The following is a 15,332-nucleotide window of genomic DNA, read 5'->3' as shown; positions in this document are numbered from 1 at the left end:
GAAGCGGTGGTGAGACCGTTGTGAGGCGGTTGTGAGGCTGCAGTGAGCCGCAGGGACGGCTGCTGTGTCGGCTGCCGCGCGGAGTGATGCGGGGGCCCCCTAGGCCTTCAGCGCCTTCACGAACTCATCCTCATCAAAGCCGTCGTGCATCTGATGCGGCTTTTTGCCTCGGTGGATCACCAGGAACGGCGTGCCCTGCGCCTGGTAGGACTGGAATTCCGTCTGGCACCGCGCGTCCACACTCATATTGCATTCGGTGAAGGCAAAGCCGTTGGCGTCCAACCAGCGCTTGGCCTGAACGCAATAGCCGCATTCAGTGGTGGTGTACATGACCACCTCTTCGGCCCGTACCCCGGCCGCCAGGGCGCGCATCTCGCTGCGGCTCATGTCGGCAGGCGGCGCGTGCCGCTCCCACTGTCGCCAGGCCGTCAGGGCCAGCATCAGGAAGATCACCACGCCCACCAGCTGTTTCATCGGTCGCTCCACGTGTCCGGGATCAGACGCCTTGAGTATGACAAAACGCCTTAAAACGGGAAATCACGTCTGTGGCCCGCCGCTCCGACGTCCCGGCGATGCGGGCAAGCCACGGTCCTCACAGATCGTTACCTTGACCCCAAGGCTCGCAAGGAGGTATTTGTTCACTGATCGGGGGTGGCGGAGCGGGCCGATGGCGTCGGGAAAGAACGAAATTGCACAAAGCTCCCCACTTCGGTGAAACACCCTGTGCCTGGGCCGGTCACGCCAGGGTACAAGACGGTAAAGTGATAGGCGATGGACACCACTCTGGCCGATCCCCCCCAGTCCGCCCTGTCGGGCGTTGCGCGCGTGCTTGTGCACGCCGGCAAACTTCAGCCGAAGGCCGCTGAGGATCTCGTACGCCTGGCACGAGAGAAGAAGACCAGTTTCGTCAACGCCGTCATGGCGTCCGGCACGGTCACCTCTCCCGAGCTGGCCCACACGCTGGCGCATGCCCTGGCGATGCCGCTGCTCGACCTGAATGCGGTCGACTCGCACAAGCTCCCCCAGAACATCATCGACGCCAAGCTGGCGGTGCAGTACCAGGTGGTGGTGCTGGCCCGGCGCGGCAACCGGCTGTTCATCGGCGGGGCCGACCCCACCGATCAGGAAGTGGTTGAACGCATCAAGTTCGCCACCCAGCTGACGCCCGAATGGATCATCGTCGAGCATGACAAGCTGCTGAAGCTGCTGGGCGCCTCCACCGCCGGCAGCACCTCCGAGCAGCTCGAAGCCATCGCCGGTGAAGACTTCGACTTCGACATCGCCGAGGAAGAAACCGCCCCGCAGGAAGAAGCGCAGGAGATGGGGGACGTCGAAGACGCCCCGGTGGTGCGCTTCCTGCAGAAGATGCTGGTGGATGCCATCAACATGCGGGCCTCCGACCTTCACTTCGAACCCTACGAATACCACTACCGCGTCCGCTTCCGGGTGGACGGCGAACTGCGGGAAATCACCCAGCCGCCGATCGCCATCAAGGAAAAGCTCGCCTCCCGCATCAAGGTCATCTCGCGCATGGACATTGCCGAGCGCAGGGTGCCGCAGGACGGGCGGATGAAGCTCAAGTTCGGCTCCAAGGCCATTGACTTCCGGGTGTCCACCCTGCCCACGCTCTTCGGCGAGAAGATCGTGATCCGTATTCTGGACCCGTCCTCGGCCAAGCTCGGCATCGAGGCGCTGGGGTACGAGAAGATCGAGAAGGAGCGGCTGCTCCAGGCCATCCATCGCCCCTACGGCATGATCCTGGTGACCGGCCCCACCGGTTCCGGCAAGACGGTGTCGCTCTACACCTGTCTGAACATCCTGAACCAGCCTGGCACCAACATCTCCACCGTGGAAGACCCGGCGGAAATCAACTTGCCGGGTATCAACCAGGTCAACGTGAACGACAAGGCGGGCCTGACCTTCGCGGCCGCGCTGAAATCCTTCCTCCGTCAGGATCCGGACATCATCATGGTGGGTGAAATCCGGGACCTGGACACCGCCGACATCGCCATCAAGGCCGCCCAGACCGGCCACATGGTGATGTCCACGCTGCACACCAACGACGCGCCCACCACCCTGACCCGTCTGCTGAACATGGGCGTGGCCCCGTTCAACATCGCCTCCAGCGTGCTGCTGATCACCGCCCAGCGTTTGACCCGGCGCCTGTGCGAGAACTGCAAGGTGCCGGCGGAATACCCGCGGGATGCTCTCCTGCGCGCCGGTTTCGAGGAAAACGACCTGGACGGTTCGTGGAAACCCTACCGGGCCGTGGGCTGCTCCAATTGCAACAATGGTTATCGGGGCCGGGTCGGCCTTTACCAAGTGATGCCCATTAGTGAAGCAATTCAGCGGATCATCCTGACCCAAGGCACCGCCATGGACATTGCGGAGCAGGCGCGCGCCGACGGCGTGCGGGACCTGCGTCAGTCCGGGCTGGTCAAAGTCAAGGTCGGGGTGACCACGCTGGAAGAGGTGCTGGCGGCCACCAACGAGTAATTGAGGGCAGCCCGGTTGTCATGTCGATGCATGAACCGCACTGGGAATTAAACAACTGATTGGGAGCGCCGTTCGCTTGGCGCAACGGCTGGAGGTGATATGGCGACGACCACTGCGGGTTCCCGCGCAAAGCAGAACATCAAGGAATACATCTTTGAGTGGGAAGGCAAAGACCGCAACGGCAAGCTGGTGCGCGGGGAAATGCGCGCCGGCGGCGAAGCCGTGGTCAGCGCCTCGCTGCGCCGCCAGGGCATCCTGGTCAGCAAGGTCAAGAAGCGCCGCAGCGGCGGGGGCCGGTCCATCAAGCAGAAGGACATCTCCGTTTTCACGCGACAACTTGCGACCATGATGCGGGCCGGCGTGCCCCTGCTGCAGGCTTTCGACATCGTGGCCCGCGGCAGTACCAATCCGCGCCTGACCAAGCTGCTGAACGAAATCCGCCAGGACGTGGAAACGGGTACCAGCCTGTCGGTCGCCTTCCGCAAGCATCCGCTCTATTTCGACGCGCTGTATTGCAACCTGGTGGAAGCCGGCGAGTCCGGCGGTATTTTGGAAGCGCTGCTGGACCGCCTGGCCATCTACCAGGAAAAGACGGTGGCGCTGAAGCAGAAGATCAAGTCGGCCCTGACCTACCCGATCGCGGTGCTGGTCGCCGCCTTTGTGGTGACGGCCATCATCATGATCTTCGTGGTGCCGACCTTCCGTGACGTGTTCAAGAGCTTCGGCGCCGACCTGCCGGCCCCGACGCTGTTCGTCATCTGGCTGTCCGAAATCTTCGTCAACTACTGGTGGCTCATCTTTGCGGCCGTCGGTGGCGGTCTCTACTTCTTCTTCCAGAGCTGGAAGCGCTCGGTGCGGATGCAGAAGGTCATGGACCGCATCCTGCTGAAGGTGCCCATCTTTGGTGACCTGATCTACAAGGCCGTGGTGGCCCGCTGGACCCGCACCCTGGCCACGATGTTCGCCGCCGGTGTGCCGCTGGTCGAAGCGCTGGACTCGGTGGGCGGTGCTTCGGGCAATGCCGTGTTCGTTGAAGGCACGGAACGCATTCAGCGCGATGTGTCCACCGGCGCGTCGCTGACCAACTCGATGCAGACCACGGGTCTCTTCCCGGTGATGGTGCTGCAGATGTCGGCCATCGGTGAAGAATCCGGCTCGCTGGACCACATGCTCGGCAAGGCCGCCGACTTCTATGAAGAAGAAGTGGACGATGCGGTCAAGGCCCTGTCCAGCCTGATGGAGCCGATCATCATCGTCTTCCTCGGCACGCTGATCGGCGGCATCGTGGTGGCCATGTACCTGCCCATCTTCAAGCTCGGCGCGGTGGTTTGAGTTGCTGGATCGGGACGTTTTCGAGCTCCTGCTGTCTCCGTGGTACCTTGGGCTGCTGGGACTGTGTGTCGGCAGCTTCCTGAATGTGGTCATCTACCGGCTGCCGGTGATGATGCGTCGGGGCTGGCTGGACGACTGCCAGCAGCAACTGGCGGCCACGGACGAACTGCAGGACCTGCTTCGGCTGTCACCGGCGCAGGCCCAGGCCGTGGCCGACGGCGTGTTACCAGTGCGACAGGCCCTGGACGCATTGCCCCCGCTGGGCTTGGTGATGCCCCGCTCCCGCTGCCCGCACTGCGGGCATCAACTGCGCTGGCATGAAAACCTGCCCGTGCTCGGCTGGCTGCGGCTGGGCGGCAAGTGCGCCTCCTGCAAGGCCCCGATTTCCTTGCGCTATCCCTGTGTCGAACTGCTGACCGGCCTGCTCTTCCTGGGCATCGGCTGGACGGTGGGGCCGCAGTTCGCGGCGCTGCTGTACTGCGGCTTCGCGGCGGCGCTGGTCGCGCTGGCCGGCATCGACTGGGACACCACCTACCTGCCGGACAGCATCACCCAGCCCCTGCTCTGGGCAGGCCTGGTGGCCGCGGCAGCCGGCATGCTGCCGGTGTCGCTGCAGTCATCGCTGATCGGCGCGGTGGTGGGCTATCTTTCCCTGTGGTCCATCTACTGGGTCTTCAAGCTGCTGACCGGCAAGGAAGGCATGGGCTACGGCGACTTCAAGCTGCTGGCCGGCCTCGGTGCCTGGCTGGGCTGGCAGATGATCGTGCCCATCGCCCTGCTGGCCTCGGTGATCGGAGCCGCAGTGGGCGTGTACCTCAAGGTCTCCGGCGGGCTGCGCGAGGGGCGTTACGTGCCCTTCGGCCCCTTCCTGGCCGGCGGGGGATTGACGGTGCTGCTGATCGGCCCTCGCACCGTGATGGCCTGGCTGGGTCTGCCCGGCTGACGCCAGGAGCGCCCGCATGCGCATCGGTCTGACCGGCGGCATCGGCAGCGGCAAAAGCACCGTTGCCAAAGCGATGGTGACGCTGGGCGGCTGCCTGCTGGTGGATACCGATGCGATTTCGCGCTCGCTGACCCAACCCGGCGGCGCCGCCATGCCGCTGATCGCGCGGCAGTTTGGCCCGGAGTTCGTCGCTCCAGACGGCGCCATGGACCGCGCCGCGATGCGGACGCTGGCGTTTCAGGACCCCGCCGCGCGCCATGCGCTGGAAGCCATCCTCCATCCCCTCATCGGCGAAGAAACCGAACGACAGGCGGCCGCCGCGGGGGCGGACCAGCGGGTCGTTTTCGACGTACCACTGCTGGTGGAATCCGGCCGCTGGCGCCAGAAGCTCCATCGGGTGGTTGTGGTCGATTGCGAAGAAGCCACCCAGGTCCAACGGGTGATGCAACGCTCCGGTCTGCCCGAGCCGCAGGTGCGTGCCATCATCGCCCAGCAGGCCACTCGGGCGCAGCGCCGGGCCGCGGCGGATGCGATTGTTTGCAACGAGGGCCTGAGTCTGGATCAATTGCATCGGGAAGTTGCGGCGCTGTTGACAAGCCCCCTGTTCTGACCACACGACCCCCACGGCGGGTGGGGCACGGCTGGCCTGTGGAACAATGGCCCCTTGCCGTAACAGGATGGTCGACTTGATCCTCTACGAATACCCATTCAACGAGAGCATCCGCACGATGCTCAGGCTGGAGCATCTGTTCGATCGATTGGGTCAACTGGTGGCGCGCGATACCGCGCTGGACCACCACTATGCGCTTGCCACCATCTTCGAAGTGATGGACGTGGCCTCGCGTGCCGACCTGAAAGCCGATCTGCTCAAGGAACTGGAGCGTCACCGCACCCAGCTCAACAGCTACCGGGGCAACCCGGCCATTGCCGAGTCCGTGCTGGACGAGGTGGTGGGCCGCATCGATCATGCTTTCGACAAGCTCAATCAGCTGCCCGGCAAGGCCGGGCAGGCGCTGACCACCAATGAGTGGCTGATGAGCATCCGCAGCCGCATTTCGATTCCCGGGGGCACCTGCGAGTTTGATCTGCCGGGGTATTACACCTGGCAGCAGTACCTGCCGGCCAAGCGCCGCAATGACCTGATGCAGTGGGCGCAGACGCTGATGCCGTTGGCCGAGGCGCTGAATGTGCTGCTCGGTTTGCTGCGGGACAGTGGGTCACCGCACAAAGTGGCGGCCCATGCCGGGCAATATCAGCAGAGCCTGCCTCAGGGTCGCAGCTTCCAGTTGCTGCGCATGCGCATCGACCCCAGCCTGGGACTGGTGCCGGAAATCAGCGGTCACCGCCTGATGGTGTCCATCCGGCTGATGCGTCAGGATGAAGAAGGCCGCTTGAAACCTGCCCCGGTGGACGCCACCTTTGAATTGACGCTGTGCGCCTGAGGCCACGCGTTCATTGATTCACCCGACGGCAGCAGCCCCTCGATTCACACAGGGGCTGGTGCCGGTTGATCCAAGCAGTTCCTGCCATGACTTCCAAGCCGCTTTCCAGCCTGCCCGCCAGCCAGTCCGGCAGTCCGACATCCAACCCGACGTCCAGCGCCGCGCCGGGCTCGACCTCGGGCAGCCCACGCATCGTGCCCTGTCCGACCTGCGGTGGGGACAGCATCTTTGCGCCCAGCAATCCGTGGCGTCCCTTCTGCGGCCAGCGCTGCCGCCAGATCGACCTGGGCCACTGGGCGGACGAATCGTTCCGTGTGCCGGCACCGCCGACCACGGAAGATGAGAACGACGCGGAGCAGTAAGGCCTCCGGCCGACGGCACGGCCTCGGCCGGTAGCAGCCGGCGGCTCCCTCAGTCGGCATTAGCCGGCGGCTCCTTCATGTCGGTGGCAGCCGGTGGCGCCCCTAAACCGGCCACTGCCGGCGCTCGCGCCTCAAGCCGGCAGCAGCCCGCGCTCCTGCAGCGACACCCGCGCCGCCTCCGGCGTGGTGAACAGCACCGCCTGCCATCCCAGCGCCGTCGCGGCCTTGATGTTCTCCGGATGATCGTCCAGGAAAATCAGGTCCTGCGGCTGGGCACCGAACTGCTCGACCGCCAGCTCGAAGATCGGCGTGTAGGGCTTGGACTGCTTCACCCGCCCGGAGAAGATGCCGGACACGAACCAGTCCTTGAGCGGATGGTGCTGCTCCAGGTGGTCGGCATACGGCTCGGGCATGTTGGAGAGGAAGTGCAGCGTGTGACCGGCGGCCTTCAGGTCTTGAATGAGGGCCGCGGTGCCGTCGATCAACTGCAGCTCCTGCGGCACGGCCTCCATCACCGCGACGATCTCCTCCCGCGGCCAGCCGGTGCGGGCGGTGATGCGGTCTGCGGTCGTGGCCGCATCGGCCAAGCCCTGATCAAACGCCCCCCAGTCGCCCCCGTAGGCCTGGAAGAAGGTGCGGGCCACTTCCGCGCCGACCTGCTCGTCCGCCACCCGATGGGGCCAGACGCGCGCCAGGAAACTGGGCGGGTGCCAGCGAAACAGCACGCCGCCAAAGTCAAACACCACTTTCATGCCGGATTCCTCAGCGCTTCAGGCGGGTCAGCAGACCGGCGGTGGAGGCATCCAGGCCGGTCAGGTCGCCACTGGTCAGGCGCGGGAGCAGGCTGTTGCACAGGGCCTTGCCCAGCTCCACGCCCCACTGGTCGAAGCTGTTGATGTTCCAGACAGCACCGCTGACAAACACGCGGTGTTCATACAGCGCGATCAGCGCGCCCAGCGACGCCGGCGTCAGCGCCTCCAGCATCAGCGTGGTACTGGGACGGTTGCCCGGGAAGCTCCGGTGGCGGGCCAGGACGTCCGGCGCCAGATCCTTGGAAGCCGTCGGGGCCGACTCGGCGACTGCGGCCTCTGCCGTCTTGCCCTGCATCAGCGCCTGCGACTGGGCCAGGCAGTTGGCCAGCAGCTTGGTGTGCTGGTCCTGCAGGCGGGTCAGCAGCTCACCGCTGACATGCGCTCCGAATTGCGGCGTCTTGACGGCGATGAACTCCACCGGAATGACGTCCGTCCCCTGGTGCAGCATCTGAAAGTAGGCGTGCTGGCCATTGGTGCCCGCCTCGCCCCAGACGACCGGGCTGGTGCCATACCCCAGCGGTTGCCCGTCCCGGTCCACGCCCTTGCCATTGCTCTCCATCTCCAGCTGCTGGAGATAGGCCGGCAGCCGGCGCAGGCCCTGGTGATACGGGGCCACCGAGCGGCTGGTAAAGCCGTGGAAGTTGCGATACCAGACGTCCAGCAGGCCCAGCAGCACCGGCAGGTTGGTGGCCAGCGGAGCGATGCGGAAGTGCTGGTCCATCGCGTGGGCACCCGCCAGTAGCGCCTTGAAATTCTCAGCGCCGACGGCAATCGCAATCGGCAGGCCGATGACCGACCAGAGCGAATAACGGCCGCCCACCCAGTCCCAGAAAGCGAAGGTGGTGGTGATGCCGAACTCGGCAGCCGCCTTGGCATTGCTGGTGGTGGCCGCAAAGTGCCGCGCAATGTCGGTGCCACCCTGCTGCAGGAACCAGGCCTTGGCCGCCTGGGCATTGGCCAGGGTCTCCTGGGTGGTGAAGGTCTTCGAGGCGACGACGAACTGGGTGGTCGCCGGGTTCAGGCCCCGCAGCACCGGGGCCAGATCGTGCCCGTCCACATTCGAGACGAAGTGCAGCTTCAGCGTGGCCGGCACATAGGCCTGCAGGGCCTGCACCACCATGGCGGGACCGAGGTCCGAGCCGCCGATGCCGATGTGCACCACGTCGGTGATGCCGCTGATGGCCTGGTCGCGCACGCTGTCGGCAAAGGCCAGCATGCGGTCCAGCGAGGCCTGGACCTCGTCACTGAACGGCGCCTGGCCGGCCGGCGCCCGCAGCGCGGTGTGGAGCACCGCGCGGCCTTCGGTATGGTTGATCGGGTCGCCGTTGAAAAGCGCCTCGCGTTGCGCCTCCAGTTGCACATCCTTGGCCAGGCCCAGCAGCAGCTCGAGGGTCTTGGCATCGATGCGGTTCTTGGACAGGTCGGCAAACACCTCGGGCGCCTGCAGCGACCAGCGCTGGAAGCGGTCCGGCTCCGCCGCAAAGGCCTGCCGGACGTCAAACGCCGCACCGGTGTGCTGGAAGTGGTTGTGAAGGGCGGCCCAGTGGGGGCTGCTGTCGCAACGCGGGAACAGGCTCATCGCAGGCTTTCGATCATCTGGTCCAGCTTGCCGGCATCAGCGGCAAACAGGCGGATGCCTTCGGCCAGTTTTTCAGTGGCCATGGCATCCTGGTTGAGGGCAAAGCGGAAGGCCGCTTCGTTGAAGGAGACCTTGGGCAAATCCAGGGCCTTGGCCGCGTCGGCATCCAGCGCCTGGGTCAGCGGTGCGTCGGAGGCTTGCAGCTGGGCCAGCAGGTCGGGGCTGATGGTCAGCAGGTCGCAGCCGGCCAAGGCCTGGATCTGGCCGATGTTGCGGAAGCTGGCGCCCATCACTTCGGTGGCGATGCCCTGCTTCTTGAAGTAGTTGTAGATGGCGGCCACCGACTTCACGCCGGGGTCGTTCACGCCGGCGTTGGCGGCTTCGTCCCACTGGCTGCCGGCCGACTTCTTGTACCAGTCGTAGATGCGCCCGACGAAGGGGGAGATCAGCTGGATGCCGGATTCACCGCAGGCGACCGCCTGGCAGAAGGAGAACAGCAGCGTCAGGTTGCAGTGGATGCCTTCGCGCTCGAGCTCGCGGGCGGCCTGGATGCCTTCCCAGGTGGAGGCAATCTTGATCAGCACCCGGTCGCGGCCGATACCGGCGGCCTCGTACAGGGCCATGATGCGGCGGGCGCGGGCCAGTGTGGCCACGGTGTCGAAGCTCAGGCGGGCGTCCACTTCGGTGGAGACACGGCCCGGCACCACCTTCAGGATTTCCAGGCCGAAGGCCACCAGGACGCGGTCGACGATCAGGTCCAGCGTGTCCGCCTTGTTGGCAGCCACCGTGTCTTCCAGCAGGTGGGCATAGTCGGGCGACTGCACGGCCTTCAGGATGAGCGACGGATTCGTCGTGGCATCACGCGGCGTGAATTGCGCCAGTTGCTTGAAGTTGCCGGTGTCGGCCACCACAGTCGTGTGGGCCTTCAGTTGTTCGAGCTGGTTCATAGGGTGGGGACGCCCGGAGGCGGTCACAATCGGTGGGTTGAAGCCGGAAGCGGAGCGCGGCATGAGCCTTGCCCCATTGCCCCCGTATTAGAACCGGTGCCGAAGGCTTCCCGAGCGCTCGTCGCCCGTTGTCGTCGGGGGCCCTCTACAGAGGGGGCACGGACGACTTCAGGCGGATTGACCGTCCGAAGAAACTGCGGCATCATAATTCCGGTAACTTCGTTACATCAAGACGTCAGCCAACTATCGCGCTCCTTCGCGGGAGCGCCGCGCACATGTCCTTCGATCTTGTCTTTTTTGGTGGCACTGGTGACCTGACCTGGCGAAAGCTCATGCCCGCCCTGTTCCAGGCGTTCCGCCACGGCAAGCTGCCCGAGAACGGCCGCATTCTGGCCGTGGCCCGTGACGAGATGCCGGATGAGCGCTATCGCGAGTGGCTCCAGGAGCGTTTCCGCGAAGTGGAAGAAGGCAAGCGTCCCACGGACGAGGAATTCGAGCGTTTCGCGTCGCTGGTGCATTACCGGCGCATGGACCTCTCCCAGCCGGACCACTACTCCCGGCTGAAGGACTGGCTCGGCGAGCGCAATGCCGACACCGCGGTCCTCTACCTCGCCACCAGCCCGCACCTGTTCACCCAGATCTGCGAGCAGCTGGGCGCGGCGGGCCTGAATGGTCCGAAAGTGCGCGTGGTGCTGGAAAAGCCGCTGGGTCACGACCTGGCCAGCGCCCAGCAGATCAACCGGGTGGTGCGCAGCGTCTTCGACGAGACGCAGGCCTTTCGCATCGACCATTACCTGGGCAAGCCGTCCGTGCAGAACCTGATGGCGCTGCGTTTTGGCAATGCGCTGTTCGAGCCGCTGTGGCGCCGCGAAAGCATTTCCAACATCCAGATCACCCTGGCCGAGTCGCTGGGCGTGGGCACGCGCGGTCCGTTCTACGACGGCACTGGCGCCCTGCGCGACATGATCCAGAACCATGCGCTGCAGCTGCTCACCATGATCGCCATGGAAGCGCCCTCCAGCAATGATGCCGACGCGATCCGCGACGAAAAGCTCAAGGTGCTGCGGGCGCTGAAGCCGTTCACGCCGGAGACCGTCTCGCGCGACGTGGTACGGGGCCAGTACCGTGCCGGCACGGCTGACGGCAAGTCGGTGCCCGGTTATCTGGAAGAAGGCAAGGTGCCGCCCGGCAGCCATACCGAAACCTTTGTGGCGCTGCGCACCGAAGTGCAGAACTGGCGCTGGGCCGGCGTGCCCTTCTACCTGCGCACCGGCAAGCGGCTGGCGGCGCGGGACGCCCAGATTGTCATCAACTTCCGACCGGTGCCACACCCGATCTTCCCGGGCGGCAGCTGCCCCAACCGGCTCATCATCAAGCTGCAGCCGGAGGACGGCCTGGAGCTTCAGTTGATGGCGGTCAAGGGTGGCTCCAGCACCGAGGCCCTGAGCCCCGTGTCGCTGGACCTGGACTTCGACAAGGCCTTCGCTGCCGACCGCGTCGGCGCTTACGAGCGACTGTTGCTGGATGCGATTGCCGGGCGTCTGAACCTCTTCGTCCGCAGCGACGAACAGGAACAGGCCTGGAGGTGGGTCGAACCGATCCTGAACTACTGGAAGAACGACAGCACCGGCCCCCGCAACTATGTGGCCGGCACCTGGGGCCCACCGGCTGCCAGCGCCCTGGTGGCGCGGGACGGCCATTCCTGGATTGAAGAGTGCTGAGTCCCTGCCTGCGCGAGTGCCGTTCATGAGCATGCTGGAACGCATCAAGGCGGCCCTGCCCGCCCTGCCGCCCGCGGAACAGCGGGTGGCCAAGCTGCTGCTGGCGGATCCCAGGGCCTTTGCCAACCTGCCGGTCAGCGAGCTGGCCGACCGGTCGCATGTGAGCAAGCCCACGGTGGTGCGGTTCTGCCGCAGCGTCGGTTATGACGGCCTGGCTGACTTCAAGTTGAAGCTGGCCGGCAGCGTCAATGAAGGCGTGCCCTTCGTGCACCGCGCGGTGGATGAAGACGACAAGCCGGGCGACCTGATCGTCAAGGTGGTGGACAACGCGGTGGCCGCGCTGCTGCACTACCGCAACGACGCCGCCAGCCATGCCTTCGAGAGGGCCATCCTGGCGCTGACGCAAGCCGGTCGGGAGCACAAGCGCATAGAGTTCTACGGCGTCGGCAACTCCGGCATCGTGGCGATGGATGCGCAGCACAAGTTCTTCCGGCTCGGGGTGAACACTTTCGCCTGCAGCGATGGCCACATCCAGCTGATGAGCGCCACCATGCTGGGCCCGGGCGATTGCGCGGTGATCATCTCCAACTCAGGTCGAAGCCGCGACCTGATGGATGCCGCCGAGATCGCCCGCAAGAAGGGCGCCACCACCATCATCATCACCGCGAGCGGTTCCCCGCTGGCGCAGATGGGCCAGCTGCCCGGACAGGTGCTGCTGGCGGTGGACCATCCGGAGGATTACGACCGCTACAGCCCGATGGTGTCGCGCCTGTTGCACCTGGTGGTGGTGGACGTGCTGACCACCGGCGTGGCGCTGCGCCTGGGTGAGAACCTGCGGCCGATGCTGCAGGAGATCAAGAAGAACCTGCGGAGCAAGCGCTACGCGCAGTGAGGATCTGAGCGCCAGGGACGCACACAGCGCCCCCCCAAAACGGCGGACAAAACGGCGGACAAAACGGGCGGACAAAACAAAACCGGGCCAAGGCCCGGTTTTTTCGTGGGGGTGCGGAAAGGTCAGACCGGCAGCGCCGCTGCCGCGGAGGACTGCGCCGTGACGGCCGCATCCGCCCAGAAGAGCGACTCCAGTCCATACACCCGTGCCAGTTCCCGCAGCTGCTTCGGCGGCTGCAGGAGTTCCAGCTGCCAGCCGTTCTGACCGCACATGCGCAGGGCACTCAGCAGCAGGCTGAGGGCGGCGGAGTCGAAGTCGTTCAGGCCGCTGGCATCGAGGCTGACCGAACGTCCCGCCGCATTGCCGACCTGCGCCAGCTCCGCCCGCAAGGCCCCTTCGAGCTGAGCCCAGACCTGCGGGACGTTGTCCATGCGCAGGCGGGCAGGCAGCTTCAGCATGGCATCAGCCCTTCTTGGGGGCCGAGGCGGCCGGCTTGGCAGCGTTGCGCTCGGCCAGCGCCTTGATCAGGCCATCGATGCCGTTGGCATTGATTTCCTGGGCAAAGCTGTTGCGGTACTGGTCCGCCAACCAGATGCCCAGCACGTTGACGTCGTAGATCTTCCAGCCGCCGTCGGTCTTCTCCAGACGGTAGTCCAGCTGGATCGGATCACGACCCGGGCCGCGAATTTCAGTCTTGACGACCACTTCGGTGTCTTCCGCTGCGGCGCGCAGCGGCTTCAGCGCGATGGTCTGGTCCCGCACCTGGGTCAGGGCGCCGGCATAGGTGCGCACCAGCAGGGTCTTGAACTCGTCCTGCAGACGCTGCTTCTGCTCCGGCGAGGCCTGGCGCCAGAAGCGGCCGACCGCCGACGAGGTGATGCGCTGAAAGTCCACATGCGGCATGACCTTGGTGTCGACCAGCTGCATGATCTTGTTGACGTCGCCACCCTGGATGGCCTTGTCGCCCTTGACCGCCTCCAGCGTCTCGATGGAGAGCTGGCGGATCAGTTGGTCCGGTGCGCTGGCATCAGCAGCCAACGCAGCCAGCGGGCTCACGGCGGCCACGGACAGGGCCAGCTTCAGCAGCAGTCGTTTGGTGGAAATCATGCTTGTCCTTTCTCGTTTGGCAGGGACAGGGCTACAACGCGCCAGGTCCCGAATGGGTAGACCGGAGGAGGTGCCACTCAGCGGGCGGCGGGTTTCTCTTCCGGTGTGATGACTTCGTAGTCGTCTTCCTCATCATCGGCGCTGGAGTGCGCTTTGATGTTGCGACGCTGGAGATAGGCATCTCGCACGAAGGTGTATTTGTCGAGGGCGATACCGTCGAGCATGTCGGTGACCTTCAGAAGGCCCGCTCTCGTGTTGATGATCTGCAGCGCCGAAATGCCGAACTTGTATTCGCCTTCTTCAAAGAGATACGCGGGCGAATAGTAGATATTGGCGGGCAGCGCCACCGAATCACGCAGCGACGACGGGCCGAGCAGCGGCCAGACGATGTACGGTCCGGTCTTCACTCCCCAGTAACCCAGCGTGCGGCCCAGGTCTTCGGTGGTCTTGTCCAGGCCCGAGGGCGTGGCGATGTCGATCAGGCCACCCAGACCCAGCACGCTGTTGACGGCCACCCGCATCGTCTGCTGGGCGCCGGTCTTGAAGCGCCCCTGCAGGAACAGGTTGACGGCGGACCAGGCGTCCGAGAAGTTGCCGAAGAAGTTGTCCACGGCCTGGCGGGCCGGCGACGGAACAATGTTGCTGTAGGCCGTGGCGACCGGACGCAGCACGTTCTCGTCCACCTTCTCGTTGAAGTTGAACACCTTGCGGTTCCAGCGCTCCCAGGGGTCCTGGCGATTTCGCACGCGTGGATTCGGCTGGGTGGGATCCGGTGCCTCGGTGGCCTGCGCCGCCTGACCGGCCTGCCCGGCGGCCGCGGGGACCTGGGTGTCACCCACGGTGGCCGCGCTCGCGGCGCTGGCCGGTTCCGCTGCCGCAGCGGGTGCTGCGGCGCTGGCAGCCTCAGCTGGCGCAGCCGCGCTGGCAGCTTCAGCTGGCGCAGCCGCGCTGGCAGCCTCAGCCGGCGCAGCCGCACTGGCAGCACCAGCCGGCGCAGCCTCGCTGGCCGCAGCGGCGGCTGCAGACGCAGCATCAGCCCCTGCCGAGGCCGAAGCAGCCCGGCCTTCCGACACGCCATCGCCGGGTTCGGTGCTGGCCGCCAGGGCGTGTTCCTGATCAGCCGAGGCGTGCACCTCGGCCGCCTGCGCCGACTGCCCGGCCAGGGTGGCCAGCAGCGCAGCGCTCAGCAGCCCGGCACGCAGGCGGGACGTGGCGATGTTTGTCATTTGTTCTCTCCCGAGGAAGCATCGGCCGCCTTGTTGTAGAGGAACTGGCCAATGAGGTTTTCCAGCACGACCGCGGACTGGGTCTGCTTGATCATGTCGCCAGCGGCGAGGTTCTTCTCGTCAGCACCCGGCTCCAGGCCGATGTACTGTTCCCCCAGCAGGCCGGAGGTCAGGATCTTGGCGGAGCTGTCCTTCGGGAAGGCCACGCCCTGGTTCAGCTTCAGCACCACGCGGGCCTGGAAGCTCTTGTCATCGAAGCTGATCGAGTCGACACGGCCGACCACCACGCCGGCGCTCTTGACCGCCGCCCGGGGCTTCAAGCCGCCAATGTTGTCGAACTTCGCGGTGACGGTGTAGGTGTCTTCCAGGTTCAGGCTGAGCAGATTGCCGGCCTTCAGCGCCAGGAACAGCAGCGCCGCAGCGCCGATCAGCACAAAGAAGCCCACCCAGGCGTCATAACGAGAGGATTGCAT

16 protein-coding genes are annotated in these 15,332 nt (G+C 65.5%); 8 read left to right on the top strand and 8 right to left on the bottom strand.

Annotated features, from left to right (window positions below; all coding sequences use genetic code 11):
* Window positions 1-99: 99 nt before the first annotated feature.
* Window positions 100-474 carry a glutaredoxin family protein gene (locus FHS28_RS15615; protein ID WP_184294978.1) on the bottom strand — a complete coding sequence of 125 codons (375 nt, stop codon included), beginning with the start codon at window positions 472-474 and terminating at the stop codon, window positions 100-102.
* Window positions 475-771: 297 nt separating this feature from the next.
* Here FHS28_RS15615 and pilB point away from each other — a divergent pair, with 297 nt between their 5' ends.
* The 6 genes from pilB (at window position 772) to FHS28_RS15585 (ending at window position 6,575) form a co-directional block, all read left to right on the top strand.
* Complete coding sequence (gene pilB, locus FHS28_RS15610; protein WP_088452083.1) at window positions 772-2,496, top strand: type IV-A pilus assembly ATPase PilB; 1,725 nt, start codon at window positions 772-774, stop codon at window positions 2,494-2,496.
* A gap of 99 nt (window positions 2,497-2,595) precedes the next feature.
* Window positions 2,596-3,828: a type II secretion system F family protein gene (locus tag FHS28_RS15605; RefSeq protein ID WP_088452081.1), complete on the top strand. Its 1,233-nt coding sequence runs from the start codon at window positions 2,596-2,598 to the stop codon at window positions 3,826-3,828.
* A gap of 4 nt (window positions 3,829-3,832) precedes the next feature.
* Window positions 3,833-4,771, top strand: a complete 939-nt coding sequence (locus tag FHS28_RS15600; protein WP_088452370.1) for a prepilin peptidase — start codon at window positions 3,833-3,835, stop codon at window positions 4,769-4,771.
* A gap of 16 nt (window positions 4,772-4,787) precedes the next feature.
* The gene (gene coaE, locus FHS28_RS15595) at window positions 4,788-5,381 is read left to right on the top strand and encodes a dephospho-CoA kinase (protein ID WP_088452079.1); all 594 of its coding nucleotides are present in this window, start codon (window positions 4,788-4,790) and stop codon (window positions 5,379-5,381) included.
* A 76-nt stretch (window positions 5,382-5,457) separates the two neighbouring features.
* Entirely contained in the window at window positions 5,458-6,213 is a 756-nt protein-coding gene (gene zapD, locus FHS28_RS15590) for a cell division protein ZapD (RefSeq protein ID WP_088452368.1), read from the top strand.
* A gap of 86 nt (window positions 6,214-6,299) precedes the next feature.
* Window positions 6,300-6,575, top strand: coding sequence for a DNA gyrase inhibitor YacG (locus tag FHS28_RS15585; RefSeq protein WP_088452077.1), 276 nt, complete (start codon window positions 6,300-6,302; stop codon window positions 6,573-6,575).
* 131 nt (window positions 6,576-6,706) lie between these two features.
* Here FHS28_RS15585 and FHS28_RS15580 read toward each other — a convergent pair whose 3' ends face one another.
* From FHS28_RS15580 to tal, 3 genes are read right to left on the bottom strand one after another with little or no spacing between them, the layout of a single operon-like run.
* Window positions 6,707-7,327, bottom strand: coding sequence for an HAD family hydrolase (locus tag FHS28_RS15580; RefSeq protein ID WP_088452075.1), 621 nt, complete (start codon window positions 7,325-7,327; stop codon window positions 6,707-6,709).
* A 10-nt stretch (window positions 7,328-7,337) separates the two neighbouring features.
* On the bottom strand, window positions 7,338-8,966 hold the full coding sequence (pgi, locus tag FHS28_RS15575) for a glucose-6-phosphate isomerase (RefSeq protein ID WP_088452073.1): 1,629 nt from the start codon (window positions 8,964-8,966) through the stop codon (window positions 7,338-7,340).
* Window positions 8,963-9,913 carry a transaldolase gene (gene tal / locus FHS28_RS15570; RefSeq protein ID WP_088452071.1) on the bottom strand — a complete coding sequence of 317 codons (951 nt, stop codon included), beginning with the start codon at window positions 9,911-9,913 and terminating at the stop codon, window positions 8,963-8,965. Before tal ends, pgi begins: the two co-directional genes overlap by 4 nt.
* Before the next feature lie 275 nt (window positions 9,914-10,188).
* Here tal and zwf point away from each other — a divergent pair, with 275 nt between their 5' ends.
* Both zwf and FHS28_RS15560 read left to right on the top strand, forming a co-directional pair.
* The gene (zwf, locus tag FHS28_RS15565; protein ID WP_088452069.1) at window positions 10,189-11,634 is read left to right on the top strand and encodes a glucose-6-phosphate dehydrogenase; all 1,446 of its coding nucleotides are present in this window, start codon (window positions 10,189-10,191) and stop codon (window positions 11,632-11,634) included.
* Window positions 11,635-11,665: 31 nt separating this feature from the next.
* A complete protein-coding gene (locus tag FHS28_RS15560) occupies window positions 11,666-12,526 on the top strand; it encodes a MurR/RpiR family transcriptional regulator (RefSeq protein ID WP_088452366.1) in 861 nt (286 codons plus the stop codon).
* Window positions 12,527-12,648: 122 nt separating this feature from the next.
* On the opposite strand, the gene FHS28_RS15555 is transcribed toward FHS28_RS15560, so the two are convergent.
* The 4 genes from FHS28_RS15555 to mlaD all read right to left on the bottom strand — a co-directional run bounded on the left by FHS28_RS15555 (window position 12,649) and on the right by mlaD (window position 15,332).
* Window positions 12,649-12,984 (bottom strand): STAS domain-containing protein, encoded by a 336-nt coding sequence (locus FHS28_RS15555; protein WP_088452067.1) that lies wholly within the window; start codon window positions 12,982-12,984, stop codon window positions 12,649-12,651.
* 4 nt (window positions 12,985-12,988) lie between these two features.
* Window positions 12,989-13,633 carry an MlaC/ttg2D family ABC transporter substrate-binding protein gene (locus FHS28_RS15550; protein ID WP_088452065.1) on the bottom strand — a complete coding sequence of 215 codons (645 nt, stop codon included), beginning with the start codon at window positions 13,631-13,633 and terminating at the stop codon, window positions 12,989-12,991.
* A gap of 77 nt (window positions 13,634-13,710) precedes the next feature.
* Window positions 13,711-14,859: an MlaA family lipoprotein gene (locus FHS28_RS15545; RefSeq protein WP_184294975.1), complete on the bottom strand. Its 1,149-nt coding sequence runs from the start codon at window positions 14,857-14,859 to the stop codon at window positions 13,711-13,713.
* On the bottom strand, window positions 14,856-15,332 hold the full coding sequence (mlaD, locus tag FHS28_RS15540) for an outer membrane lipid asymmetry maintenance protein MlaD (protein WP_088452364.1): 477 nt from the start codon (window positions 15,330-15,332) through the stop codon (window positions 14,856-14,858). The genes FHS28_RS15545 and mlaD overlap by 4 nt, the downstream gene beginning before the upstream one ends.

It is taken from the genome of Roseateles terrae (genome assembly GCF_014192155.1).
In the GTDB taxonomy this organism is placed as follows: domain Bacteria; phylum Pseudomonadota; class Gammaproteobacteria; order Burkholderiales; family Burkholderiaceae_C; genus Roseateles; species Roseateles terrae.
This window is presented reverse-complemented; position numbering and strand designations above follow the sequence as displayed.

Bases quoted from the DNA above. Each gene is read 5' to 3' on its own strand.
- tal (WP_088452071.1), bottom strand. From the start codon at position 9,913: ATGAACCAGCTCGAACAACTGAAGGCCCACACGACTGTGGTGGCCGAC.
- FHS28_RS15585 (WP_088452077.1), top strand. From the start codon at position 6,300: ATGACTTCCAAGCCGCTTTCCAGCCTGCCCGCCAGCCAGTCCGGCAGT.
- pgi (WP_088452073.1), bottom strand. From the start codon at position 8,966: ATGAGCCTGTTCCCGCGTTGCGACAGCAGCCCCCACTGGGCCGCCCTT.
- FHS28_RS15560 (WP_088452366.1), top strand. From the start codon at position 11,666: ATGCTGGAACGCATCAAGGCGGCCCTGCCCGCCCTGCCGCCCGCGGAA.
- mlaD (WP_088452364.1), bottom strand. From the start codon at position 15,332: ATGCAATCCTCTCGTTATGACGCCTGGGTGGGCTTCTTTGTGCTGATC.
- zwf (WP_088452069.1), top strand. From the start codon at position 10,189: ATGTCCTTCGATCTTGTCTTTTTTGGTGGCACTGGTGACCTGACCTGG.
- FHS28_RS15615 (WP_184294978.1), bottom strand. From the start codon at position 474: ATGAAACAGCTGGTGGGCGTGGTGATCTTCCTGATGCTGGCCCTGACG.
- FHS28_RS15605 (WP_088452081.1), top strand. From the start codon at position 2,596: ATGGCGACGACCACTGCGGGTTCCCGCGCAAAGCAGAACATCAAGGAA.
- pilB (WP_088452083.1), top strand. From the start codon at position 772: ATGGACACCACTCTGGCCGATCCCCCCCAGTCCGCCCTGTCGGGCGTT.
- coaE (WP_088452079.1), top strand. From the start codon at position 4,788: ATGCGCATCGGTCTGACCGGCGGCATCGGCAGCGGCAAAAGCACCGTT.
- FHS28_RS15545 (WP_184294975.1), bottom strand. From the start codon at position 14,859: ATGACAAACATCGCCACGTCCCGCCTGCGTGCCGGGCTGCTGAGCGCT.
- FHS28_RS15555 (WP_088452067.1), bottom strand. From the start codon at position 12,984: ATGCTGAAGCTGCCTGCCCGCCTGCGCATGGACAACGTCCCGCAGGTC.
- FHS28_RS15550 (WP_088452065.1), bottom strand. From the start codon at position 13,633: ATGATTTCCACCAAACGACTGCTGCTGAAGCTGGCCCTGTCCGTGGCC.
- FHS28_RS15580 (WP_088452075.1), bottom strand. From the start codon at position 7,327: ATGAAAGTGGTGTTTGACTTTGGCGGCGTGCTGTTTCGCTGGCACCCG.